Here is a 23,728-nt window from a genome sequence, read left to right as displayed (position 1 = left end):
AGCGATCACGAATCCCATTGGGTCGTCATGTTCTGCCGATCGCATCTTCCTATCCTCGCTCCAGGTCTGCCGCATAACCAATCAGGCTTCCTACTTACAGAATTGAGAAAAGAGGATGTGGAAATGCTCAGTCAAATTCAACGCTTTGGCGGCGCGATGTTCACGCCAGTGCTGCTGTTTCCCTTCGCCGGGATTGTGGTGGGTCTTGCCATCTTGCTGCAAAACCCGATGTTTGTCGGGGAATCACTGACCGATCCGAACAGTTTATTCGCGCAAATCGTACACATTATTGAAGAGGGCGGTTGGACGGTATTCCGTAATATGCCGCTGATTTTTGCTGTCGGTTTACCCATTGGCCTTGCTAAGCAAGCGCAGGGACGTGCTTGTCTGGCGGTGATGGTGAGTTTCCTGACCTGGAACTATTTCATCAATGCGATGGGAATGACCTGGGGAAGCTACTTCGGCGTCGATTTCACTCAGGACGCGGTGGCAGGTAGCGGTCTGACAATGATGGCCGGGATTAAAACCCTCGATACCAGCATTATCGGCGCAATTATCATTTCCGGCATTGTGACGGCGCTGCATAACCGTCTGTTCGATAAAAAACTGCCGGTTTTTCTCGGCATTTTCCAGGGGACGTCTTATGTGGTGATTATCGCCTTCCTGGTGATGATCCCCTGTGCCTGGCTGACATTGCTCGGCTGGCCAAAAGTACAAATGGGGATTGAATCTCTGCAAGCGTTCCTGCGTTCGGCGGGTGCGCTTGGGGTGTGGGTTTACACCTTCCTCGAACGTATTCTGATCCCAACCGGTTTACACCACTTCATCTACGGACCGTTTATCTTTGGTCCGGCAGCTGTTGAAGGCGGCATTCAGATGTACTGGGCGCAGCATCTGCAAGAGTTCAGTCTGAGCGCCGAGCCACTGAAATCGTTGTTCCCGGAAGGCGGTTTTGCCCTGCACGGTAACTCAAAAATCTTTGGTGCCGTGGGCATTTCTTTAGCGATGTACTTCACTGCCGCACCGGAAAATCGGGTAAAAGTGGCGGGCTTGCTGATTCCCGCAACCTTAACCGCCATGCTGGTGGGAATTACCGAACCGCTGGAATTTACCTTCCTGTTCATTTCACCGTTGCTGTTTGCGGTACACGCCGTGCTGGCGGCCTCAATGTCGACCGTAATGTATCTCTTTGGTGTGGTGGGCAACATGGGCGGAGGTCTGATTGACCAGGTTTTACCGCAAAACTGGATCCCGATGTTCAGCAACCACGCGGATATGATGCTGACCCAAATCGCCATTGGGTTGTGCTTTACCCTGCTGTACTTCGTGGTTTTCCGCACCCTGATTCTGCAGTTCAACATGTGCACGCCGGGACGTGAAGATGCGGAAGTGAAACTCTACTCAAAAGCCGAATACAAAGCCTCGCGAGGCCAAACCACCGCTGCAGAGCCAAAAAAAGAGCTGGATCAGGCTGCCGGTATCCTGCAAGCCCTGGGCGGGGTCGGCAATATCTCCAGCATTAACAATTGCGCGACGCGTCTACGTATTGCACTGCATGACATGTCACAAACGCTGGATGACGAAGTCTTTAAAAAGCTGGGAGCGCACGGCGTCTTCCGTAGTGGCGATGCCATTCAGGTGATCATTGGTCTGCATGTATCCCAATTGCGTGAACAGCTCGATAGCTTAATTAATTCTCATCAATCAGCAGAAAATGTTGCCATTACGGAGGCAGTATAATGACCAAATTCTCAGTGGTTGTCGCAGGCGGTGGAAGCACCTTTACGCCAGGCATCGTGTTGATGCTCCTGGCGAATCAGGACCGTTTCCCGCTTCGTGCACTGAAATTTTATGATAACGATGGCGCGCGGCAGGAAGTGATTGCCGAAGCCTGTAAAGTCATCCTTAAAGAAAAAGCGCCGGACATTGCGTTTAGTTACACCACCGATCCTGAAGTGGCGTTCAGCGACGTTGATTTTGTCATGGCGCACATCCGCGTCGGCAAGTACCCGATGCGCGAACTGGATGAAAAAATCCCACTGCGCCACGGTGTTGTTGGTCAGGAAACTTGCGGACCCGGCGGAATAGCGTACGGCATGCGTTCCATTGGCGGCGTCCTGGAACTGGTGGATTATATGGAAAAATATTCACCAAACGCCTAGATGCTCAACTACTCCAACCCGGCAGCAATTGTCGCAGAAGCCACGCGTCGTCTGCGCCCGAATGCGAAAATCCTCAACATCTGTGACATGCCAATCGGTATTGAAAGCCGGATGGCGCAAATTGTTGGGCTGCAAGATCGCAAACAGATGCGCGTGCGCTACTACGGCCTGAACCACTGGTGGTCGGCGATATCCCGCAGTTTCAGAAAGGGTTAATGAGTCAGCAAGTGGCGGTGGAAAAACTGGTCGTGGACGCCTGGGAACAGCGTTCATATCAGCACCTGTGGCAGGCGATTACGTTGTCGAAAACGGTACCGAGCGCCTCGGTCGCCAAAGCTATTCTGGATGAGTTGCTGGAGGCCAACAAAGCGTACTGGCCAGAGTTACGTTAATTGTGTGGACTGGCATCCGTTGGGTGCTGGTCCGTATTCTTTAGCACGGCTGACGGCGCATAACCAAATTTATGTTTAAAGGCTTTGCTGAAATGAAAGGAGTCGAAGAAGTTGAGCGTATCAGCGACTTCGCCAACCGAGTTTCCTTGTTGCTTTAATAGCGATAGCGCCAGATCCAGACGCGCATCGAGGTAATATTCTTTCGGCGTCTTGCCGGTATAGCGTAAAAACAGACGACGCAACCAGGCTTCGCTACAGGGGATCGTGGCAGCCATATCAGCTACGCTCCAGCGTTGTTGCAGACTGGCATGTAAAGTGGCAATTAATTTTTCAATTTGCCGCCGTTGTGGATCTTTTTTACCATCTGCGGACATAAGACAAATCCACTGATAAATAATTTTCGTCAGAAAAGCGACTGCCAGATTATTTTTTATTGCTTCTGGTGAAGTTATTAACTCAGCAACTTCGGTGAGTTCCTGATTATAAATTTCGCCATTATAAATAACGCTTTGCTGACCAACGGAAATATCCATCATACTGGTGGGGGTAAATTCCATCCAGTACTGTTCCCAGACTAAACCTTCACAGTGATAAGAGTGAATATCCATTGGCTTTAAAAATATAATACAGTTGCTATGCAGAGTTATTTGTTCGCCATTCTTTAAAAGAATTTTCCCACATCCTTGTACGGTATACACCGCAACCCATGAGTTGGCGATAAGCGGTTTCTTCTTGTCCCGCGGCCAGATCACCCGGTAATGCTCGTCGGCGTAGGTATGCCAGAGCGAGATCAGAGAAATTCCGCTGGAGATCACATTTTCGTTAATCAATAAGGGAATATTGTACGGAGTTTCGTTTTTTACATCTGAACTTTGCAATTTTCCATTCATTTTAATATCCCTCCGGCGAATTATGCTCACAACCTGAACTTAACAGAAAACAATCCGTTCAGGGATACGACGTTTGTATTTTAAGAATCTGACTGCCTGACCCGACGCATTTTACCTCTCCCTATATTCATGCGTCCGGGACATAAACATAAATAAGGGCTATGAGATGAATTCGTTACAAATCTTGAGTTTTGTCGGTTTTACGCTGCTGGTGGCGGTGATCACCTGGTGGAAGGTTCGCAAAACAGATACCGGATCGCAACAAGGCTATTTTCTTGCCGGACGTTCACTAAAAGCGCCGGTTATTGCCGCTTCGTTAATGTTAACCAACCTTTCCACGGAACAACTGGTTGGTCTTTCCGGGCAGGCCTACAAAAGCGGCATGTCGGTGATGGGCTGGGAAGTGACTTCAGCGGTGACGCTGATCTTCCTCGCGCTAATCTTTTTACCGCGCTATCTGAAGCGCGGCATTGCCACCATCCCCGATTTTCTGGAGGAACGTTATGATAAAACGACGCGTATTATCATCGACTTCTGCTTCCTCATTGCCACCGGCGTCTGCTTTCTGCCGATTGTTCTCTACTCCGGCGCGTTGGCGCTCAACAGCCTGTTTCACGTCGGGGAATCGCTACAGATTTCTCACGGTGCGGCTATCTGGCTACTGGTAATTTTGCTTGGTCTGGCGGGAATTTTGTATGCGGTGATCGGCGGACTGCGCGCAATGGCAGTGGCGGACTCCATCAACGGTATTGGGCTGGTTATCGGCGGGTTGATGGTGCCGGTATTTGGCCTGATCGCGATAGGCAAGGGCAGCTTTATGCAGGGCATTGAGCAAATTACCACCGTTCACGCCGAGAAATTAAACTCAGTCGGTGGCCCGACCGATCCCTTGCCGATTGGCGCGGCATTTACCGGTTTAATTCTGGTGAACACCTTTTACTGGTGTACAAATCAGGGCATCGTGCAACGCACGCTGGCGTCAAAAAGCCTGGCGGAAGGGCAAAAGGGGGCGCTGTTAACGGCGGTGCTGAAAATGCTCGACCCGCTGGTACTGGTGCTGCCAGGGTTGATTGCGTTTCATCTGTATCAGGATCTACCGAAAGCCGACATGGCCTACCCGACGCTGGTCAATAACGTTCTGCCAGTGCCACTGGAGGGTTTCTTCGGCGCGGTGTTATTTGGTGCGGTGATCAGTACCTTCAACGGCTTTCTGAATAGCGCCAGTACATTATTCAGTATGGGTATTTACCGTCGCATCATTAACCAGAATGCCGAGCCGCAGCAGCTGGTCACCGTCGGGCGCAAATTTGGTTTCTTTATCGCTATCGTTTCGGTTTTGGTAGCGCCGTGGATCGCGAACGCGCCGCAGGGGCTGTATAGCTGGATGAAACAGCTCAACGGCATTTACAACGTGCCGCTGGTTACCATCATCATTATGGGCTTTTTCTTTCCGCGCATCCCGGCGCTGGCGGCAAAAGTGGCGATGGGGATTGGCATAATCAGCTACATCACCATCAACTATCTGGTGAAGTTCGACTTCCATTTCCTCTATGTGCTGGCCTGTACGTTCTGCATCAACGTGGTCGTGATGCTGGTGATCGGTTTTATCAAACCGCGCGCCACGCCGTTCACCTTCAAAGATGCGTTTGCGGTGGACATGAAACCGTGGAAAAACGTCAAGATCGCGTCAATTGGTATCCTGTTCGCGATGATTGGCGTCTATGTCGGGCTGGCTGAATTCGGCGGCTACGGTACGCGCTGGTTAGCGATGATCAGTTATTTCATCGCTGCCGTAGTGATTGTCTACCTGATTTTTGACAGCTGGTGGCATCGTCACGACCCAGCCGTAACCTTTACTCCCGACGCGAAGGATAGCCTATGAAACGCCCCAATTGACCGATACCCAGGCCACCAATATGGTCGGTTGCTATAGCGGTAAACCGCTGAATACGCAAAATATTGATAGTCTGGCGGCGGAAGGTATTCGCTTTAATTCCGCCTACACTTGTTCACCGGTTTGTACGCCTGCACGGGCCGGACTATTCACCGGTATCTACGCTAACCAGTCCGGCCCGTGGACCAACAACGTCGCGCCAGGCAAAAACATCTCCACTATGGGGCGCTACTTTAAGGATGCCGGCTATCACACCTGTTACATCGGCAAATGGCATCTCGACGGTCATGACTATTTCGGCACTGGCGAGTGTCCGCCGGAGTGGGATGCTGATTACTGGTTTGATGGGGCGAACTATCTTAGCGAACTGACGGAAAAAGAGATCAGCCTGTGGCGCAATGGCCTAAACAGCGTCGAAGATTTACAGGCGAACCATATTGACGAAACCTTCACCTGGGCGCACCGCATCAGCAATCGAGCGGTAGATTTTCTGCAATAGCCCGTGCGCGCCGAGGAACCCTTCCTGATGGTGGTTTCGTATGATGAGCCGCATCACCCGTTCACCTGTCCGGTGGAGTATTTAGAGAAATACGCTGATTTTTACTACGAACTTGGCGAGAAATCACAGGATGACCTGGCGAACAAACCGGAACATCACCGCTTATGGGCGCAGGCGATGCCATCGCCAGTCGGTGATGACGGGCTTTATCACCATCCGCTCTATTTTGCCTGCAATGACTTTGTTGATGACCAAATCGGACGTGTCATCAATGCCTTAACGCCAGAGCAACGTGAAAATACGTGGGTCATTTATACCTCCGATCACGGTGAAATGATGGGCGCACATAAGCTGATCAGTAAAGGAGCGGCGATGTATGACGACATCACCCGTATTCCGCTGATCATCCGTTCGCCGCAAGGGGAGCGGCGACAGGTCGATACGCCAGTCAGTCATATTGATTTACTGCCGACAATGATGGCGCTGGCAGATATTGAAAAACCAGAGATTCTGCCGGGGGAAAATATCCTTGCCGTGAAAGAGCCACGCGGCGTGATGGTGGAATTTAACCGCTACGAGATTGAGCATGACAGCTTTGGCGGTTTTATTCCGGTGCGTTGCTGGGTGACGGATGACTTTAAACTGGTGCTCAACCTCTTCACCAGTGATGAACTTTACGATCGCCGTAATGACCCAAATGAAATGCATAACCTGATCGATGATATCCGTTTTGCAGACGTTCGCAGCAAAATGCATGACGCCTTATTGGATTACATGGACAAAATTCGCGATCCGTTCCGCAGTTACCAATGGAGTCTGCGTCCGTGGCGTAAAGATGCACGACCGCGCTGGATGGGGGCGTTTCGCCCACGCCCACAAGATGGCTATTCGCCAGTGGTACGCGACTATGACACCGGCCTACCGACGCAAGGAGTGAAGGTGGAGGAGAAAAAACAGAAATTCTGACGATAATGCCCGCTGATGATCACCCGGCGGGCATTATTCAGGCTGCTTAAACCAGCGAACCGCCGGTCAGGAAGGAAAAAATCAGGAATATCAGCAAAATGCTGCACACGATGCCGATACCAAAAACCAGCGCGCCGCGAATGCCCCAGCGATTTTCCTTACGCATACCGCCAATAAATGCGCAAAGTAGCGCAGCAATGGCCAGTGCGATACCGCTTTGATCGAGGATTTTATCGATATCCATGTCCTCTTTTTTCTCCACAGTGGTAATTTTTTCGCCTTTTATTCCGGCGAGAAGACCTCTTTTAATTTCAGCCGTTTTGTCCGCCACGATGCTTTCAAGCGTTGGCGGTGGTGCGGAAAAAGGGCCGAATGAAAAGTGGATAATCCCCATCATTAAAGCGATGGCACCGAACAGCATGCCCAATGAACTGATTTTATTTTGCGCTATGATACCCATCTGACCTCCTTGTAGCGGATGGCAAAAGCATATCAGGAAACGGGCGGACGAAATTCTTAAAAAAAACCGCTAAAGATAGAGCGTTAGTGAAATTGCAAAGGAGCAACAATGAAAATTTCCCGCCTTGGAGAAGCGCCCGATTACCGCTTCTCGCTGGCTAATGAGCGTACTTTTCTGGCGTGGATCCGTACCGCACTAGGATTTCTGGCGGCGGGGGTTGGGCTTGATCAACTTGCGCCAGATTTCGCCACGCCCGTCATTCGTGAACTGCTGGCGTTGTTGTTGTGTCTGTTTTCCGGCGGGTTAGCAATGTATGGCTACCTGCGCTGGTTACGCAATGAAAAAGCGATGCGTCTGAAAGAGGACCTGCCCTACACCAACAGCTTATTAATCATCAGCTTAATATTGATGGTTGTGGCGGTGATCGTTATGGGACTGGTGTTGTATGCCGGATAGCCGTAAAGCCAGACGCATTGCCGACCCAGGGCTGCAGCCGGAGCGCACATCACTGGCGTGGTTTCGTACCATGCTGGGCTACGGCGCGTTGATGGCGTTGGCTATCAAACACAACTGGCACCAGGCGGGCATGTTATTCTGGATTTCGATTGGCATCCTCGCCATCGTGGCGCTGATCCTCTGGCACTACACCCGTAATCGCAATTTAATGGATGTCACGAATAGCGATTTTTCCCAATTTCACGTAGTCCGTGACAAATTTTTGATCTCCCTCGCGGTGTTATCTCTCGCAATACTGTTTGCTGTAACGCATATACATCAACTTATCGTATTTATTGAGAGAGTCGCATGACAGGAAGTCAGGTCATTGATGCTGAAGAGGACAGGCATAAGCTGGTTGTAGAGTACAAGGATGCTCTGCAACCTGCCGATTTTTATCACAATTTCAAACAGCGGGGCATCCGCTCCGTACAGCTCATTCCCTATCTTGAATTTGATGACCGGGGCGATCTGACGGCCGCTTCGGTGACAGCAGAGCTGTGGGGGAAATTTTTAATTGCCCTGTTTGAGTGTTGGGTGCGGGCAGATATCAGTCGTATCTCGATTGAGCTTTTTGACGCCACCTTACAAAAATGGTGTGGCAGCGAAAACCCGCAACCGCGCCGTGACTGCCAGGCGTGCGACTGGCATCGCCTGTGCCCGCACGCTCGGCAGGAGACGCCAGACAGCGTGCTTTGTGCGGGCTATCAGGCGTTTTATTCTTACTCCGCACCGCATATGCGGGTGATGCGTGATCTGATAAAGCAGCATCGTTCTCCCATGGAGCTGATGACGATGCTGCGGTGACGTGCGCTTAAACGGGCTGCCCCTGATGCGACATCCGCGTCGCCAGCGGCAGCCAGCACAGCACGATCAACAATCCCATTAAGGTCATCAACAACCCCAGGCTGCCCTGACCGGTTTGCGGCAACATCGCAGAGAGCGACGCCAGCACGCCGGAACCAATGTTTTGCAGACCGCCGACCAGCGCACCAGCCGTGCCCGCCAGGAAGGGGAACGGCTCCATCGCGCCGCTGGTCGCCAGCGGAAACAGCATCCCGGCACCGAAAAAGAACAGCGCGGCGGGAACGAGCAGCGTCCAGACATTCATCACGCCAAACCAGTCGGGGATCCACATCAGCAAGCCAGCCAGCAGGCAGCAGATAACCGACTGCCACATCAACGTTGAGAAGCGTTTATTAGGACGCCCGGCAAACCATGCCCCAAAAAATGCCGCCGGAATCGGCAGAATAAACAAAATACTGACCGTCATACTGCTCAGCCCTAACACCGCGCCCATCAGCACGCCGGAGCAGGCTTCAAAGGCAGCAATCCCGGCCAGACCGCCAATCAGCATCAGCAAATAACAGTTAAAACCGCTGTTACCGAAAAGCGTTTTATAACTGGTAAGCAGGCGCGTGCGCGGTGCATCGACCGGACGCGTTTCCGGCATCCAGCGGGCCATACTGAAGGTCACACCAGCACAAAGAACCAACAAAAAGAGATAACAGGCGCGCCAGTTCCACATCGTATCCAGCAGACCGCCGATTAGCGGTGCGAGCAACGGACTGACGAGAATCCCCATGTTTAACAGGCTGTTAGCATGGCGCAACTGTGTCCGTTCATATAAATCACGCGGCAAAGTACGCGCCATTACGCCGCCAACGCCGGTGCCCATCCCCTGCATCGCGCTGGCGGCAATCAATACCGTCAAACTGGAGGTCGTGACCGCGACCAGCGTTGCCAGCATAAAAATGGACATTCCGACGAGGATCACTGGTCGGCGACCGACACGGTCGGATATCGGGCCATAAAACAGCTGTGAGACACCGTAAGTCAGCAGATAAGCGCCCATTACGCTCTGCACCGCCCCTTCACGGACGTTGAGATCGCGCGCCATATCGGCAATAGCTGGAATATAAATGGTTTGCGCCATCTGACCGACGGCCACGAGTAATACCAACATCAATAACAAATTGACGTTTCTTTGCCTTTTCATTATCACGGATGCTTTTATAAAAATAATTAGAATAAGTCACTACGCATTCCCATAAATGCGGGAGAGGAATCTATCACATTGATGAATGTTAGCCAGATATACGCCAGGAATGGGGAATTGTTTAGCGGCAGAATATGTAAACAAAAGCGGCAATAAATGTTGCCGGGAGGGATGGTAGGGCGGATAAGATGCGTCAGCATCGCATCCGACTCCAACCCGCACGCTAAATATAAAAGGGGAGCGGTTACCCGCTCCCCTTTGGTGCGACTTGAATCTGAATTACTTCAGGTATTTCAGAACAGCATCAAGCAGTTGCAGTGCTGCAACAATGAGTTTGAGGATAAGAATGGCGATATCCACCAGGCTCATACGCGTCTCCTGTGGTTCAGGAGCACTGCCAGCTGACGTACCTTTCCGCTGCCTGTTGCCAGCTGTTGTGCACGCGGTATCTCAAGGAGAAACGTTGTGCTTGTTGACATAACACAGTGTGCTCACGCGGGGTTAAGGCGCTGACGGCACCACCCGTTTCAGCCAGGACTTAGTGCGCCGGGTAACGATGCGGCCCCCGCATAACACATTGCGTACAGTGATATTATAGAAGCTTACTGTATAAATAAACAGTAATATTTGGACAAAACGCAAACTGTGAACGATACTCAACTATGCACTAAATACGTCAAAATTCGTGCCGAAATTGCGCGTTCTGCGCGGAACACGTATACTTTCAGTGTTGACATAATACAGTGTGCTTTGCGGTTACCAGCCGCAGGCGGCTGACGAAACCTCGCTCCGGCGGGGTTTTTTGTTATCTGCAATTCAGTACAAAACGTGATCAACCCCTCAATTTTCCCTTGCTGAAAAATTTTCCATTGTCTCCCCTGTAAAGCTGTGCTTGTATAAATATTGTTAAACACAAAACCAACAAGGTCCCCAATGACTACTTCCATGTTCAACGCAAAACTACTACCAACTGCGCCATCCGCCGCAGTGGTCGTCGTGCGTGTGGTGGTGGTCGTCGGCAATGCGCCGTAGGGACTGGAACAACACACGATTCCAAAACCCCGCCGGCGCAAACCGGGCGGGGTTTTTCGTTTAAGCACCTCCCGGAAAGTCGGCCCAGAAGAAAAGGACTGGAGCATGGCAAGTTCGGGCACAACATCGACGCGTAAGCGCTTTACCGGCGCAGAATTTATCGTTCATTTCCTGGAACAGCAGGGCATTAAGATTGTGACGGGCATTCCGGGCGGTTCTATCCTGCCTGTTTACGACGCCTTAAGCCAAAGCACGCAAATCCGCCATATTCTGGCTCGCCATGAACAGGGCGCGGGGTTTATCGCTCAGGGAATGGCGCGCACCGACGGTAAACCGGCGGTCTGTATGGCCTGTAGCGGGCCGGGTGCGACTAACCTGGTGACCGCCATTGCTGATGCGCGGCTGGACTCCATCCCGCTGATTTGCATCACTGGTCAGGTTCCCGCCTCGATGATCGGCACCGACGCCTTCCAAGAAGTGGACACCTACGGCATCTCTATCCCCATCACCAAACACAACTATCTGGTCAGACATATCGAAGAGCTCCCACAGGTCATGAGCGATGCCTTCCGCATTGCGCAATCAGGCCGCCCTAGCCCGGTGTGGATAGACATTCCTAAGGATGTACAAACGGCGGTTTTTGAGATTGAAGCTCAGCCCGCGGTGGCAGAAAAAGCCGTTGCACCCGCCTTTAGCGAAGAAAGCATTCGTGACGCAGCTACAATGATTAACGCTGCCAAACGCCCGGTGCTTTATCTGGGTGGTGGTGTGATCAATGCGCCTGCGCGGGTGCGTGAACTGGCGGAGAAAGCGCAACTGCCTACCACCATGACTTTAATGGCGCTGGGCATGCTGCCAAAAGCGCATCCGTTGTCGCTGGGTATGCTGGGGATGCACGGCGTGCGCAGTACCAACTATATTTTGCAGGAGGCGGATTTGTTGATTGTGCTCGGTGCGCGTTTTGATGACCGGGCGATTGGCAAAACCGAGCAGTTCTGTCCGAATGCCAAAATTATTCATGTCGATATCGATCGCGCAGAGCTGGGTAAAATCAAGCAGCCGCATGTGGCGATTCAGGCGGATGTTGATGACGTGCTGGCGCAATTGATCCCGCGGGTGGAAGCGCAACCGCGTGCAGAGTGGCACCAGTTGGTAGCGGATTTGCAGCGCGAATTCCCGTGTCCAATCCCGAAAGCGTGCGATCCATTAAGCCATTACGGCCTGATCAACGCCGTTGCCGCCTGTGTCGATGACAATGCGATTATCACCACCGATGTGGGTCAGCATCAGATGTGGACCGCGCAAGCTTATCCGCTCAATCGCCCACGCCAGTGGCTGACCTCCGGTGGGCTGGGCACGATGGGTTTTGGCCTGCCTGCGGCGATTGGCGCGGCGCTGGCGAACCCGGATCGCAAAGTGTTGTGTTTCTCCGGCGACGGCAGCCTGATGATGAATATTCAGGAGATGGCGACCGCCAGTGAAAATCAGCTGGATGTCAAAATCATTCTGATGAACAACGAAGCGCTGGGGCTGGTGCATCAGCAACAGAGTCTGTTCTACGAGCAAGGCGTTTTTGCCGCCACCTATCCGGGCAAAATCAACTTTATGCAGATTGCCGCCGGATTCGGCCTCGAAACCTGTGATTTGAATAACGAAGCCGATCCGCAGGCTGCATTGCAGGAAATCATCAATCGCCCTGGCCCGGCGCTGATCCATGTGCGCATTGATGCCGAAGAAAAAGTTTACCCGATGGTGCCGCCAGGTGCGGCGAATACTGAAATGGTGGGGGAATAAGCCATGCAAAACACAACTCATAACAACGTAATTCTGGAGCTCACCGTTCGCAACCATCCGGGCGTAATGACCCACGTTTGTGGCCTTTTTGCCCGCCGCGCTTTTAACGTTGAAGGCATTCTTTGTCTGCCGATTCAGGACAGCGACAAAAGCCATATCTGGCTACTGGTCAATGACGACCAGCGTCTGGAGCAGATGATAAGCCAAATCGCTAAGCTGGAAGATGTCGTGAAAGTGCAGCGTAATCAGTCCGATCCGACGATGTTTAACAAGATCGCGGTGTTTTTTCAGTAACCGCTCAAGGCTTGAACAACATCGCGCTTATCGTTAAGGTAAGCGCGTTTTTTTTTACCCGCCAGGACAAGACCATGATCACCGTTGCCCTTATAGACGATCACCTCATCGTCCGCTCCGGCTTTGCGCAGCTGCTGGGGCTGGAACCTGATTTGCAGGTAGTTGCCGAGTTTGGTTCGGGGCGCGAGGCGCTGGCGGGGCTGCCGGGGCGCGGTGTGCAGGTGTGTATTTGCGATATCTCCATGCCCGATATCTCCGGTCTGGAGCTGCTAAGCCAGCTGCCGAAAGGTATGGCGACGATTATGCTCTCCGTTCACGACAGTCCTGCGCTGGTTGAGCAGGCGCTTAACGCGGGGGCACGCGGCTTTCTTTCCAAACGCTGTAGCCCGGATGAACTCATTGCTGCGGTGCATACGGTTGCCACGGGCGGCTGTTATCTGACGCCGGATATTGCCATTAAACTGGCATCCGGTCGTCAGGACCCGCTGACCAAACGTGAACGCCAGGTGGCGGAAAAACTGGCGCAAGGAATGGCGGTGAAAGAGATTGCCGCCGAACTGGGCTTGTCACCGAAAACGGTACACGTCCATCGCGCCAATCTGATGGAAAAACTGGGCGTCAGTAACGACGTAGAGCTGGCGCGCCGCATGTTTGATGGCTGGTGATGAAGACGTTGTTCTCCCGCTTAATTACCGTTATTGCCTGCTTTTTTATCTTCTCTGCCGCATGGTTTTGCCTATGGAGTATCAGCCTGCATCTGGTTGAGCGCCCTGATATGGCGGTGCTGTTATTTCCGTTTGGTCTGCGTCTGGGGCTAATGCTGCAATGCCCGCGCGGATACTGGCCCGTATTGCTGGGTGCGGAGTGGCTGCTGATTTACTGGCTAACGCAGGCGGTCGGTTTAACCCATTTTCCGTTATTGATGATCGGTAGTTTGCTGACGTTACTGCCCGTAGCGCTGATCTCGCGCTATCGCCATCAGCGTGACTGGCGCACCTTGCTGTTACAGGGTGCGGCGTTAACGGCGGCGGCGTTGTTGCAGTCGCTGCCCTGGCTTTGGCACGGCAAAGAGTCGTGGAATGCGCTGTTGCTGACTTTAACTGGCGGTCTGACGCTGGCCCCGATATGTCTGGTGTTCTGGCACTATCTCGCCAATAACACCTGGCTGCCGCTCGGCCCGTCACTGGTTTCTCAGCCCATCAACTGGCGCGGGCGGCATCTGGTCTGGTACTTGCTGCTGTTTGTTATCAGTCTCTGGCTCCAGTTGGGATTGCCGGACGAACTGTCGCGCTTTACGCCATTCTGTCTGGCGCTGCCGATTATCGCGCTGGCCTGGCACTATGGCTGGCAAGGAGCGCTGATTGCGACGTTGATGAACGCCATCGCGCTGATCGCCAGTCAAACCTGGCGCGATCATCTGGTGGATTTATTACTCTCGTTGCTGGTGCAAAGTCTGACAGGGTTGTTACTGGGCGCAGGCATCCAGCGGTTGCGTGAACTTAACCAGTCGCTACAAAAGGAACTGGCGCGCAATCAGCATCTGGCTGAACGTTTGTTAGAAACCGAAGAGAGCGTGCGCCGCGACGTGGCGCGTGAGCTGCACGACGATATCGGTCAGACCATCACTGCTATTCGTACTCAGGCGGGCATTGTTCAGCGGCTGGCGGCAGATAACGCCAGTGTGAAGCAGAGCGGGCAGCTCATCGAACAACTGTCGCTGGGCGTTTACGACGCGGTGCGCCGTTTGTTAGGACGGTTACGTCCGCGCCAGCTGGATGATCTCACCCTGGAGCAGGCCATCCGCTCACTGATGCGGGAAATGGAGCTGGAAGGGCGCGGCATTGTCAGCCATCTCGAATGGCGTATCGATGAATCAGCATTAAGCGAAAACCAGCGCGTGACGCTGTTTCGTGTCTGCCAGGAAGGGCTGAACAACATTGTGAAACATGCCGATGCCAGCGCGGTTACGCTGCAAGGCTGGCAGCAGGATGAACGGTTGATGCTGGTGATTGAAGACGATGGCAGCGGTTTGCCGCCGGGTTCCGGGCAACAAGGTTTTGGCCTCACCGGAATGCGCGAGCGCGTAACGGCGCTGGGCGGCACATTACACATTTCCTGTCTGCACGGCACGCGTGTCAGCGTTTCTCTACCTCAACGTTATGTCTAAGGTTCGATGATGTTGCCGTTTCTGAAAGCGCCTGCCGATGCGCCATTAATGACTGATAAACATGAAATTGATGCCCGTTATCGCTACTGGCGTCGGCATATTCTGCTGACCATCTGGCTGGGTTACGCGCTGTTTTACTTCACGCGGAAAAGTTTTAACGCCGCGGTACCAGAAATCCTTGCTAACGGCGTGCTCAGCCGTAGCGATATCGGCCTGTTAGCGACCCTGTTTTACATTACTTACGGCGTGTCGAAGTTTGTCTCCGGCATTGTCAGCGATCGCTCAAATGCCCGTTATTTTATGGGGATAGGGCTTATCGCCACGGGCATCATGAACATTCTGTTTGGCTTCTCGACGTCGCTATGGGCGTTTGCCGTGCTCTGGGTGCTGAACGCCTTTTTCCAGGGCTGGGGTTCACCGGTGTGTGCGCGTCTGTTAACGGCCTGGTATTCACGTACCGAGCGCGGCGGTTGGTGGGCATTATGGAACACGGCGCATAACGTCGGCGGCGCACTCATTCCCATTGTGATGGCAGCGAGCGCGCTGCATTACGGCTGGCGTGCCGGGATGATGATTGCTGGTTGTATGGCGATAGTCGTGGGGATTTTTCTCTGCTGGCGGCTACGCGATCGCCCGCAGGCGTTAGGTTTACCGGCGGTCGGTGAATGGCGGCACGACGCGCTGGAAATTGCTCAACAACAAGAAGGGGCAGGGTTGACGCGTAAAGAGATCCTCACCAAATATGTGTTGCTGAATCCGTATATCTGGCTGCTTTCGTTTTGCTATGTGCTGGTCTATGTGGTCCGGGCGGCGATCAACGACTGGGGCAATTTGTATATGTCCGAGACGCTGGGCGTCGATCTGGTCACGGCGAATACGGCAGTGACGATGTTTGAACTGGGCGGATTTATCGGTGCGCTGGTAGCCGGTTGGGGCTCGGACAAATTGTTTAACGGCAACCGTGGGCCGATGAATTTGATTTTCGCCGCCGGAATTTTGCTTTCAGTCGGCTCGCTGTGGCTGATGCCATTTGCCAGCTACGTGATGCAGGCAACCTGCTTCTTCACCATTGGTTTTTTTGTCTTTGGCCCGCAGATGTTAATTGGTATGGCGGCGGCAGAGTGTTCCCACAAAGAGGCGGCAGGGGCGGCGACGGGGTTTGTCGGCTTGTTTGCTTATCTGGGGGCGTCGCTTGCTGGTTGGCCGCTGGCGAAAGTGCTCGATACCTGGCACTGGAGCGGATTTTTTGTGGTTATCTCTATCGCCGCCGGGATTTCCGCACTGCTGTTACTGCCCTTTTTGAACGCCCAGACACCGCGTGAAGCGTGATGCATCTCACCTTTTCACTTCATATCCGGCAAAACTAAGAAATTTTCCAGGTTTTTCTTGGACGCTATCTCAGGCCTGATTTGCTGCTGATTTTTACAATGCATGCCTCACGCAGGTATTCATTTCAGGAGTAACCCATGCTGGCTTTCCTAAACCAAGTTCGCAAGCCGACCCTGGACCTTCCGCTCGAAGTGCGGCGCAAAATGTGGTTCAAACCGTTCATGCAATCCTACCTGGTGGTCTTTATCGGCTACCTGACGATGTACCTGATTCGCAAGAACTTTAACATCGCGCAGAACGATATGATTTCGACCTACGGGTTGAGCATGACGCAGCTGGGGATGATCGGCCTGGGTTTCTCCATCACTTATGGCGTGGGTAAAACGTTGGTTTCATACTACGCCGACGGCAAAAACACCAAACAATTCCTGCCGTTCATGCTTATCCTCTCTGCCATTTGTATGCTGGGCTTCAGTGCCAGTATGGGCAGCGGCTCGGTTAGCCTGTTCCTGATGATTGCCTTCTACGCCTTAAGCGGCTTTTTCCAGAGTACCGGCGGTTCGTGCAGTTACTCCACCATCACCAAATGGACGCCGCGTCGTAAACGCGGGACATTCCTCGGTTTCTGGAATATTTCTCACAACCTTGGCGGTGCAGGCGCAGCAGGTGTGGCGCTGTTCGGGGCAAATTACCTGTTCGATGGCCATGTCATCGGCATGTTTATCTTCCCGTCGATTATCGCGCTGATTGTCGGTTTTATCGGCCTGCGTTACGGCAGCGACTCCCCGGAATCTTATGGCCTCGGCAAAGCTGAAGAACTGTTCGGCGAGGAGATCAGCGAAGAGGACAAAGAGACAGAATCTACCGATATGACCAAGTGGCAGATCTTTGTTGAGTATGTGCTGAAAAACAAAGTGATCTGGCTGCTGTGCTTCGCCAACATTTTCCTCTATGTGGTACGTATTGGTATCGACCAGTGGTCAACCGTATACGCGTTCCAGGAACTGAAACTCTCTAAAGCGGTGGCGATTCAGGGCTTTACGCTGTTTGAAGCTGGTGCGCTGGTCGGTACGCTGCTGTGGGGCTGGCTCTCTGACCTGGCGAACGGTCGCCGTGGCCTGGTGGCCTGCATCGCGCTGGCGCTGATTATCGCCACGCTCGGTGTGTATCAACATGCCAGTAACGAATATATCTATCTGGCTTCTCTCTTTGCGTTGGGTTTCCTGGTCTTTGGCCCGCAATTGTTGATTGGTGTGGCTGCTGTTGGCTTTGTACCTAAAAAAGCGATTGGCGCTGCCGATGGTATTAAAGGCACCTTTGCTTACCTGATTGGTGACAGCTTTGCCAAGTTAGGTCTGGGAATGATTGCCGATGGGACGCCGGTATTCGGCCTTACCGGCTGGGCAGGCACCTTCGCCGCGCTGGATATCGCCGCGATTGGTTGTATCTGCCTGATGGCGATAGTGGCGGTAATGGAAGAACGCAAAATCCGCCGCGAGAAAAAAATTCAGCAGTTGACAGTGGCATAAACGTAACTGGTGACTTTTGCCCGGCATGACGCCGGGCTTTTTTTATTATTCCGTGACTTCCAGCGTAGTGAAGGCAAACTTCTCGCCATCAAATAGCCCCTGACTGGTTAGTTTTAGCGCGGGGATCACTGGCAGAGAAAGAAACGCCATCTGAATAAACGGCTCATCGGGTAACGGACCGCATTCACGGGCGGCGGCTTTCAAGGCGTCAATTTGTTCCGCCAGCGACTGCGCCGTGTCGGTGCTCATCAGCCCGGCAATGGGTAACGGCAGATGACTTTGTACTTGGCCGTTACGTACCACGCACAGCCCGCCGCCATCCTGAATCACCTGATTGACCGCCAGCGCCATCTCTTCGGCACTGCGACCGATCACCACAATATTATGGCTGTCATGGCTGACTGTCGCAGCCAGCGCGCCTTCATTCAGGCCAAAGCCGCCGAGCAAACCACAGGCCGGAGCCAGCCGTTGCCCGTAACGCTCAAGTACGGCAATAAAGCACACATCATCGCGATCAAAACCATTTTCGCTGTAGACGCTGGAGCGGGAGTGCGTAATCAATTCGTTATGGATGACGTCAATGACCCGATAGCGTTTTCCGGGCGTGAATTGCAGGGCAAAGTCGCTGGCGGAAACTGGCTGGCGGGCAATGGTATTGCCATATGGCGGGGCAGACAGCGCCAGTCTCGCCGACTCTTCCGCCTGTAAGGTTTGCGCATCAATCGGTTCGCCTTTCACCAGTACCTGCTGCACCGTGACCTTACGCGCATCGCTCAACAGGACGATATCGGCCTGCTTGCCGGGTGCCAGTAAGCCGAGGTGATTCAGACCAAAGTGGCGCGCCGTCGACCAGCTGGCGACGCGATATGCCACATGCAGCGGCACATTGTGTTGTTCGATCAGGCGGCGAATTAAGGCATCGATATGCCCTTCATGGGCGATCTCCCACGGGTTACGGTCATCGGTACAGAGCATGCATTGCGGGCTGTTAAATTCGTTGATCAACGGTGCCAGTGCGTTGAGATTGCTGGCAGCGGACCCTTCGCGGATCATCAACGACATGCCGAGTTGTAATTTCCGGCGTCCTTCTTCCAGCTGATAACTTTCGTGGCAGTTTTCAATACCCGCAGCAATATAGGCGTTAAGTTCTTTGCCACCCAAACCCGGACAGTGACCGTCCAGCGTCAGGTAGCGAAATGCATCGAGTTTATCGAGCAGCGCATTCTGCCCGTTAATTACGCCAGGGTAGTCCATCATTTCTGCAAGGCCGGTAACCTGCGGATGGTCCCGCCAGGCGAGCATCTGTTCAAGGGTAAAACTGGCACCGTTAACATCGCAGCCTTCCAGAGCGGGCACGCAAGAGCTGACCTGTAAGTACTGGTTTTGCCTTGCCTGTTCGGCACAGCGGGCAAACCAGGCGAATCCGGCTTCTCCCATCACGTTGACGATTTCATGAGGGTCGCAAATAACGGTCGTCAGGCCGCGCGGCAGGGTAGCGGTTTCAAAAGTGACCGGCGTCATCATGCTGGATTCAATATGCAGGTGAGCATCAATAAACCCTGGCACCGCCGTTGCGCCGCGAGCATCAATCCGCTGCAAAGCCGGAGTATCAGCGTATTCTGCGCCAACACCGGCAATGTAACGTCCTTTAATCACAATTGGGCCGGAAATTTCTCCGGCATTGATCAGGTCGAGAATAGAGACATTATCAATAATATAATCGGCAACAGCGTCGCCACGGGAAACGGCTAACAATTCCTGGTATTCAGCCCGGCTAATGTGATGAAATTTATGGTTAATGGAATTATTCATATTTTTCTCATTTTGATTTTATCAATTTGATTATTATTTATCATAAAGAAACGTCGCGAGATTATTAAAGAATATCTATTAATGTGCAATTGAAATGTGATAATTATCACTGAACCGTTGTTGTCATTTGTTTTACAAAAGCAAGGGATTAAATCTCCTCCAATGGACAAAAAAATGAATAATGACAATACCGATTACGTGAGTAATGAATCAGGGACGCTTTCGCGATTATTTAAACTACCTCAGCATGGGACCACCGTCCGCACAGAATTGATTGCGGGGATGACCACTTTTTTAACCATGGTGTACATTGTTTTTGTGAACCCGCAAATCCTCGGCGCGGCACAAATGGACCCGAAAGTGGTGTTTGTTACCACCTGTTTGATTGCCGGTATCGGCAGTATTGCGATGGGGATATTTGCTAACTTACCCGTGGCGCTGGCTCCGGCAATGGGGCTGAACGCCTTCTTTGCGTTCGTGGTCGTGGGGGCGATGGGGATCTCCTGGCAGACCGGGATGGGCGCGATATTCTGGGGCGCAATTGGGCTATTTTTGCTCACGCTGTTTCGTATCCGGTACTGGATGATCTCCAACATTCCATTAAGTTTACGTATTGGTATCACCAGTGGAATCGGATTATTTATTGCCTTAATGGGATTAAAAAACACTGGTGTTATTGTCGCCAATAAAGACACGCTGGTGATGATTGGCGATTTAAGTTCTCACGGCGTGTTGTTAGGTATTTTAGGGTTTTTTATTATAACCGTGTTGTCATCACGTCATTTTCATGCCGCGGTGCTGGTTTCTATTGTGGTGACGTCTTGCTGTGGATTATTTTTCGGTGATGTTCATTTTAGCGGCGTCTATTCCATTCCGCCTGATATTAGCGGCGTCATTGGTGAAGTAGATTTGAGCGGCGCGTTAACACTTGAACTCGCCGGTATCATTTTCTCCTTTATGCTGATCAACCTATTTGATTCATCAGGAACATTAATTGGTGTAACTGATAAAGCGGGCTTAATAGATAGCAACGGTAAATTCCCCAATATGAATAAGGCGCTGTATGTTGATAGCGTCAGTTCGGTGGCAGGCGCATTTATCGGTACCTCGTCTGTTACTGCCTATATTGAAAGTACTTCTGGTGTGGCAGTCGGTGGTCGCACGGGGCTAACGGCTGTCGTGGTCGGCGTTATGTTCCTGTTAGTTATGTTCTTCTCACCGCTGGTGGCGATGGTTCCTCCTTACGCAACCGCTGGAGCGTTAATCTTTGTTGGCGTGCTGATGACTTCGAGCCTGGCGCGCGTTAACTGGGATGATTTTACCGAATCGGTGCCTGCGTTTATTACCACGGTGATGATGCCCTTTACTTTCTCGATCACCGAAGGGATTGCACTCGGCTTTATGTCGTACTGCATCATGAAAGTGTGCACCGGGCGCTGGCGCGATCTGAACCTGTGTGTGGTGGTGGTCGCAGCTCTGTTCGCATTGAAGATTATTCTGGTGGATTAGTAACTGGCGAGGGTTTCCAGATATCATGAGTTCTGATTACGCAGGAGAACTCATGATCTGGATAATGCTCGCCACGCTGGCGGTAGTGTTTGTGGTTGGTTTTCGGGTGCTGACATCCGGGGCCAGAAAAGCGATTCGCCGTCTCAGCGATCGGCTGAATATCGATGTCGTACCCGTGGAGTCGATGGTCGATCAAATGGGAAAGTCAGCCGGTGACGAATTTTTACGTTATTTGCATCGCCCGGATGAGTCGCACCTGCAAAACGCCGCGCAGGTGTTGCTTATCTGGCAAATTGTCATTGTCGATGATAGCGAACAGAACCTGCTGCAATGGCACCGGATTTTACAAAAAGCCCGCCTTTCCGCGCCGATTACCGATGCTCAGGTCAGGCTGGCGCTGGGTTTTCTGCGTGAAACCGAACCTGAAATGCAGGATATTAATGCTTTTCAGATGCGCTATAACGCGTTCTTTCAGCCTGCCGAGGGCGTTCACTGGTTGCATTGAAACCGTTTCGTCTTATCAGCCTACAGACCGCGCCTGACCTGTCGGGTGGATAAGACGTTCACGCCGCATCCGGTAATCTTTGCCCTGTTCCGTTTCGATCTTAACTCCAGCTCAAGCAACACCGTAAAAGTTGCAAAAACGTTAAATTCGTCACACATTTCAATGTTAAAGTGGTCGGCTTTTCCCCTGAAACATGCCACGGGTAACACCATGAGTGAATTTATTGCCGAAAACCGCGGCGCGGATGCCATCACCCGACCGAACTGGTCAGCCGTTTTCTCGGTGGCGTTTTGTGTCGCCTGTCTGATTATCGTTGAGTTTTTGCCCGTCAGTTTGTTGACGCCAATGGCCCAGGATTTAGGCATTTCGGAAGGGGTTGCCGGGCAATCGGTGACCGTGACCGCCTTTGTGGCAATGTTTGCCAGTTTGTTTATTACCCAGACAATTCAGGCCACTGACCGCCGCTACGTTGTTATTTTGTTTGCCGTTTTGCTGACGCTCTCCTGCTTGCTGGTTTCCTTTGCTAACTCATTCAGTTTGCTTTTAATCGGTCGTGCCTGTCTGGGGCTGGCGCTGGGCGGGTTCTGGGCGATGTCGGCGTCGCTGACCATGCGTCTGGTACCGCCGCGTACGGTGCCGAAGGCGCTGTCGGTGATCTTCGGCGCGGTTTCTATTGCGCTGGTGATTGCCGCGCCGTTGGGCAGTTTTTTAGGCGAGCTTATCGGTTGGCGCAATGTCTTTAATGCGGCGGCGGTGATGGGCGTGCTGTGTATTTTCTGGATTATCAAATCATTGCCTTCACTGCCAGGCGAACCCTCGCATCAGAAACAAAATACTTTCCGCTTATTACAACGTCCGGGTGTGATGGCAGGGATGATCGCCATCTTCATGTCTTTCGCCGGGCAGTTTGCTTTCTTCACGTATATTCGCCCGGTGTATATGAACCTGGCGGGATTCGGCGTGGATGGCTTAACGCTGGTGCTGTTGAGTTTTGGTATCGCCAGCTTTATTGGTACGTCGCTTTCGTCGTTCATTCTTAAACGTTCGGTAAAACTGGCCTTAGCAGGCGCGCCGTTAATACTGGCTGTGAGTGCGTTGGTACTGACGTTGTGGGGAAGCGATAAAATCGTTGCTACCGGCGTGGCGATTATCTGGGGGCTAACTTTTGCATTGGTTCCCGTCGGCTGGTCAACGTGGATCACCCGCTCGCTGGCCGATCAGGCAGAAAAAGCCGGGTCTATTCAGGTGGCGGTTATTCAGCTTGCTAATACCTGTGGCGCGGCAATCGGCGGTTATGCGCTGGATAATATTGGTCTGACTTCGCCGTTGATGTTGTCCGGCACATTGATGTTGCTGACTGCATTGTTGGTTACTGCAAAGGTGAAAATGAAGAAATCCTGATATCAGGTAAAGAAGCGTTGGTCAGTAGTTGTTGCTGTTCTTACATATCCGGGCATTCTACCTTACCCAACGCTTCCCAATAATTGCTCTGATTATTACGTTCCATCGCCACGATGGCCTCGCGTATATGTTGTTTATTGTTTTCATCTGACAACATTAACTTTTCCCACGCTTCATCTGATAATGACGCATGTGGCGTGCAAATTTTACGTAAATCTTGTAATACCGTGGTTTTCTCTTTTGCGGACTGCAGTGAGCTAAAAGGCGACTCGGCGTATACGATGCCTGGCATAGCGAAAAAAGTGAAAATAAGCAGTAGTGTCGTTGGTTTCATGGATTCAACCTTTTACAAATGTGTATCGAATGAAGCATAAGTGTAGTTTGCTTTCATCGCTCTCATCATGCTGTACGAAACGCGCTTGCGTGGTCAGTAAGAAGTGCCAGACTTTATATTCCACTTTTATTCCTTTTTATTCTTATCGATAGCGTTTCGTTTTTTAAACCGCAGCGACCTTACCGCTATATGAGGTAGCCTGAGTTTAACGGACACTCCTTCCTGAAATAGAATGGCATCAGAAGGAGCTAATAATGAGCAGAAA

22 protein-coding genes and 2 pseudogenes are annotated in these 23,728 nt (G+C 52.2%); 18 read left to right on the top strand and 6 right to left on the bottom strand.

Going from position 1 to position 23,728, the window contains the following annotated elements; genetic code table 11:
• The first annotated feature begins 123 nt into the window (after nucleotides 1–123).
• Both ABZJ92_RS07045 and ABZJ92_RS07040 read left to right on the top strand, forming a co-directional pair.
• Nucleotides 124–1,740: a PTS sugar transporter subunit IIB gene (locus ABZJ92_RS07045; protein ID WP_000952127.1), complete on the top strand. Its 1,617-nt coding sequence runs from the start codon at nucleotides 124–126 to the stop codon at nucleotides 1,738–1,740.
• Nucleotides 1,740–2,554: pseudogene (locus ABZJ92_RS07040) on the top strand (family 4 glycosyl hydrolase). Before ABZJ92_RS07045 ends, ABZJ92_RS07040 begins: the two are co-directional and overlap by 1 nt.
• On the opposite strand, the gene ABZJ92_RS07035 reads toward ABZJ92_RS07040, so the two are convergent.
• Entirely contained in the window at nucleotides 2,551–3,444 is an 894-nt protein-coding gene (locus tag ABZJ92_RS07035; protein WP_005086230.1) for a helix-turn-helix transcriptional regulator, read from the bottom strand. The pseudogene ABZJ92_RS07040 and the gene ABZJ92_RS07035 sit on opposite strands and share 4 nt — an antisense overlap.
• Nucleotides 3,445–3,610: 166 nt before the next feature.
• Between ABZJ92_RS07035 and ABZJ92_RS07030 the strand changes: the two genes are divergently transcribed.
• Nucleotides 3,611–5,326: a solute:sodium symporter family transporter gene (locus ABZJ92_RS07030; protein WP_001087134.1), complete on the top strand. Its 1,716-nt coding sequence runs from the start codon at nucleotides 3,611–3,613 to the stop codon at nucleotides 5,324–5,326.
• A gap of 34 nt (nucleotides 5,327–5,360) precedes the next feature.
• Nucleotides 5,361–6,803, top strand: a pseudogene (locus tag ABZJ92_RS07025) (sulfatase-like hydrolase/transferase).
• A 46-nt stretch (nucleotides 6,804–6,849) separates the two neighbouring features.
• Here the strand turns inward: ABZJ92_RS07025 and yidI are convergent.
• Nucleotides 6,850–7,263 (bottom strand): protein YidI, encoded by a 414-nt coding sequence (gene yidI / locus ABZJ92_RS07020; protein ID WP_000511292.1) that lies wholly within the window; start codon nucleotides 7,261–7,263, stop codon nucleotides 6,850–6,852.
• A 108-nt stretch (nucleotides 7,264–7,371) separates the two neighbouring features.
• Here yidI and ABZJ92_RS07015 point away from each other — a divergent pair, with 108 nt between their 5' ends.
• The 3 genes from ABZJ92_RS07015 to ABZJ92_RS07005 are packed head-to-tail and all read left to right on the top strand — an operon-like array spanning nucleotide 7,372 to nucleotide 8,565.
• Entirely contained in the window at nucleotides 7,372–7,719 is a 348-nt protein-coding gene (locus ABZJ92_RS07015; protein WP_000703959.1) for a YidH family protein, read from the top strand.
• Entirely contained in the window at nucleotides 7,709–8,071 is a 363-nt protein-coding gene (locus ABZJ92_RS07010; RefSeq protein ID WP_001113432.1) for a DUF202 domain-containing protein, read from the top strand. The genes ABZJ92_RS07015 and ABZJ92_RS07010 overlap by 11 nt, the downstream gene beginning before the upstream one ends.
• Entirely contained in the window at nucleotides 8,068–8,565 is a 498-nt protein-coding gene (locus ABZJ92_RS07005; RefSeq protein WP_000148063.1) for a radical SAM protein, read from the top strand. Before ABZJ92_RS07010 ends, ABZJ92_RS07005 begins: the two co-directional genes overlap by 4 nt.
• Nucleotides 8,566–8,572: 7 nt before the next feature.
• Here the strand turns inward: ABZJ92_RS07005 and emrD are convergent, their stop codons facing one another.
• A complete protein-coding gene (emrD, locus tag ABZJ92_RS07000) occupies nucleotides 8,573–9,757 on the bottom strand; it encodes a multidrug efflux MFS transporter EmrD (protein WP_000828746.1) in 1,185 nt (394 codons plus the stop codon).
• A gap of 81 nt (nucleotides 9,758–9,838) precedes the next feature.
• Between emrD and ysdE the strand changes: the two genes are divergently transcribed.
• Nucleotides 9,839–9,913, top strand: coding sequence for a protein YsdE (gene ysdE / locus ABZJ92_RS06995; protein WP_211180519.1), 75 nt, complete (start codon nucleotides 9,839–9,841; stop codon nucleotides 9,911–9,913).
• 123 nt (nucleotides 9,914–10,036) lie between these two features.
• Here ysdE and tisB read toward each other — a convergent pair whose 3' ends face one another.
• Nucleotides 10,037–10,126, bottom strand: coding sequence for a type I toxin-antitoxin system toxin TisB (gene tisB / locus ABZJ92_RS06990; protein WP_000060506.1), 90 nt, complete (start codon nucleotides 10,124–10,126; stop codon nucleotides 10,037–10,039).
• A gap of 564 nt (nucleotides 10,127–10,690) precedes the next feature.
• Here tisB and ivbL point away from each other — a divergent pair.
• From ivbL to uhpT, 7 genes are all read left to right on the top strand, one after another.
• Complete coding sequence (gene ivbL / locus ABZJ92_RS06985) at nucleotides 10,691–10,789, top strand: ilvB operon leader peptide IvbL (protein WP_001312198.1); 99 nt, start codon at nucleotides 10,691–10,693, stop codon at nucleotides 10,787–10,789.
• Nucleotides 10,790–10,894: 105 nt separating this feature from the next.
• On the top strand, nucleotides 10,895–12,583 hold the full coding sequence (ilvB, locus tag ABZJ92_RS06980; protein WP_000168493.1) for an acetolactate synthase large subunit: 1,689 nt from the start codon (nucleotides 10,895–10,897) through the stop codon (nucleotides 12,581–12,583).
• A 3-nt stretch (nucleotides 12,584–12,586) separates the two neighbouring features.
• Entirely contained in the window at nucleotides 12,587–12,877 is a 291-nt protein-coding gene (gene ilvN, locus ABZJ92_RS06975; RefSeq protein ID WP_001181711.1) for an acetolactate synthase small subunit, read from the top strand.
• Nucleotides 12,878–12,951: 74 nt separating this feature from the next.
• Nucleotides 12,952–13,542, top strand: a complete 591-nt coding sequence (gene uhpA, locus ABZJ92_RS06970) for a transcriptional regulator UhpA (RefSeq protein WP_000633668.1) — start codon at nucleotides 12,952–12,954, stop codon at nucleotides 13,540–13,542.
• Nucleotides 13,542–15,044: a signal transduction histidine-protein kinase/phosphatase UhpB gene (gene uhpB, locus ABZJ92_RS06965; RefSeq protein WP_005052000.1), complete on the top strand. Its 1,503-nt coding sequence runs from the start codon at nucleotides 13,542–13,544 to the stop codon at nucleotides 15,042–15,044. Before uhpA ends, uhpB begins: the two co-directional genes overlap by 1 nt.
• A 9-nt stretch (nucleotides 15,045–15,053) precedes the next feature.
• Nucleotides 15,054–16,373, top strand: a complete 1,320-nt coding sequence (gene uhpC, locus ABZJ92_RS06960) for an MFS transporter family glucose-6-phosphate receptor UhpC (protein ID WP_005051998.1) — start codon at nucleotides 15,054–15,056, stop codon at nucleotides 16,371–16,373.
• 137 nt (nucleotides 16,374–16,510) lie between these two features.
• The gene (gene uhpT / locus ABZJ92_RS06955; RefSeq protein WP_000879194.1) at nucleotides 16,511–17,902 is read left to right on the top strand and encodes a hexose-6-phosphate:phosphate antiporter; all 1,392 of its coding nucleotides are present in this window, start codon (nucleotides 16,511–16,513) and stop codon (nucleotides 17,900–17,902) included.
• A 45-nt stretch (nucleotides 17,903–17,947) separates the two neighbouring features.
• On the opposite strand, the gene adeD is transcribed toward uhpT, so the two are convergent.
• Nucleotides 17,948–19,714, bottom strand: coding sequence for an adenine deaminase (gene adeD / locus ABZJ92_RS06950; RefSeq protein WP_001065670.1), 1,767 nt, complete (start codon nucleotides 19,712–19,714; stop codon nucleotides 17,948–17,950).
• A gap of 174 nt (nucleotides 19,715–19,888) precedes the next feature.
• Here adeD and adeQ point away from each other — a divergent pair, with 174 nt between their 5' ends.
• The 3 genes from adeQ to nepI all read left to right on the top strand — a co-directional run bounded on the left by adeQ (nucleotide 19,889) and on the right by nepI (nucleotide 23,129).
• Nucleotides 19,889–21,223, top strand: coding sequence for an adenine permease AdeQ (adeQ, locus tag ABZJ92_RS06945; RefSeq protein ID WP_001362489.1), 1,335 nt, complete (start codon nucleotides 19,889–19,891; stop codon nucleotides 21,221–21,223).
• A gap of 52 nt (nucleotides 21,224–21,275) precedes the next feature.
• Nucleotides 21,276–21,728, top strand: coding sequence for a DUF1198 domain-containing protein (locus ABZJ92_RS06940; RefSeq protein WP_005051995.1), 453 nt, complete (start codon nucleotides 21,276–21,278; stop codon nucleotides 21,726–21,728).
• Nucleotides 21,729–21,938: 210 nt separating this feature from the next.
• The gene (gene nepI / locus ABZJ92_RS06935) at nucleotides 21,939–23,129 is read left to right on the top strand and encodes a purine ribonucleoside efflux pump NepI (RefSeq protein ID WP_001288549.1); all 1,191 of its coding nucleotides are present in this window, start codon (nucleotides 21,939–21,941) and stop codon (nucleotides 23,127–23,129) included.
• A 40-nt stretch (nucleotides 23,130–23,169) separates the two neighbouring features.
• Here nepI and yicS read toward each other — a convergent pair whose 3' ends face one another.
• Nucleotides 23,170–23,463 carry a protein YicS gene (gene yicS, locus ABZJ92_RS06930; RefSeq protein WP_000805504.1) on the bottom strand — a complete coding sequence of 98 codons (294 nt, stop codon included), beginning with the start codon at nucleotides 23,461–23,463 and terminating at the stop codon, nucleotides 23,170–23,172.
• Nucleotides 23,464–23,728: the final 265 nt, after the last annotated feature.

The sequence above is a fragment of the Shigella sp. FJ200513 genome (assembly GCF_040495915.1).
In the GTDB taxonomy this organism is placed as follows: domain Bacteria; phylum Pseudomonadota; class Gammaproteobacteria; order Enterobacterales; family Enterobacteriaceae; genus ECMA0423.
Note: the sequence above shows the minus strand (reverse complement) of the source record. Positions and strands in the feature narration are given on the sequence as shown.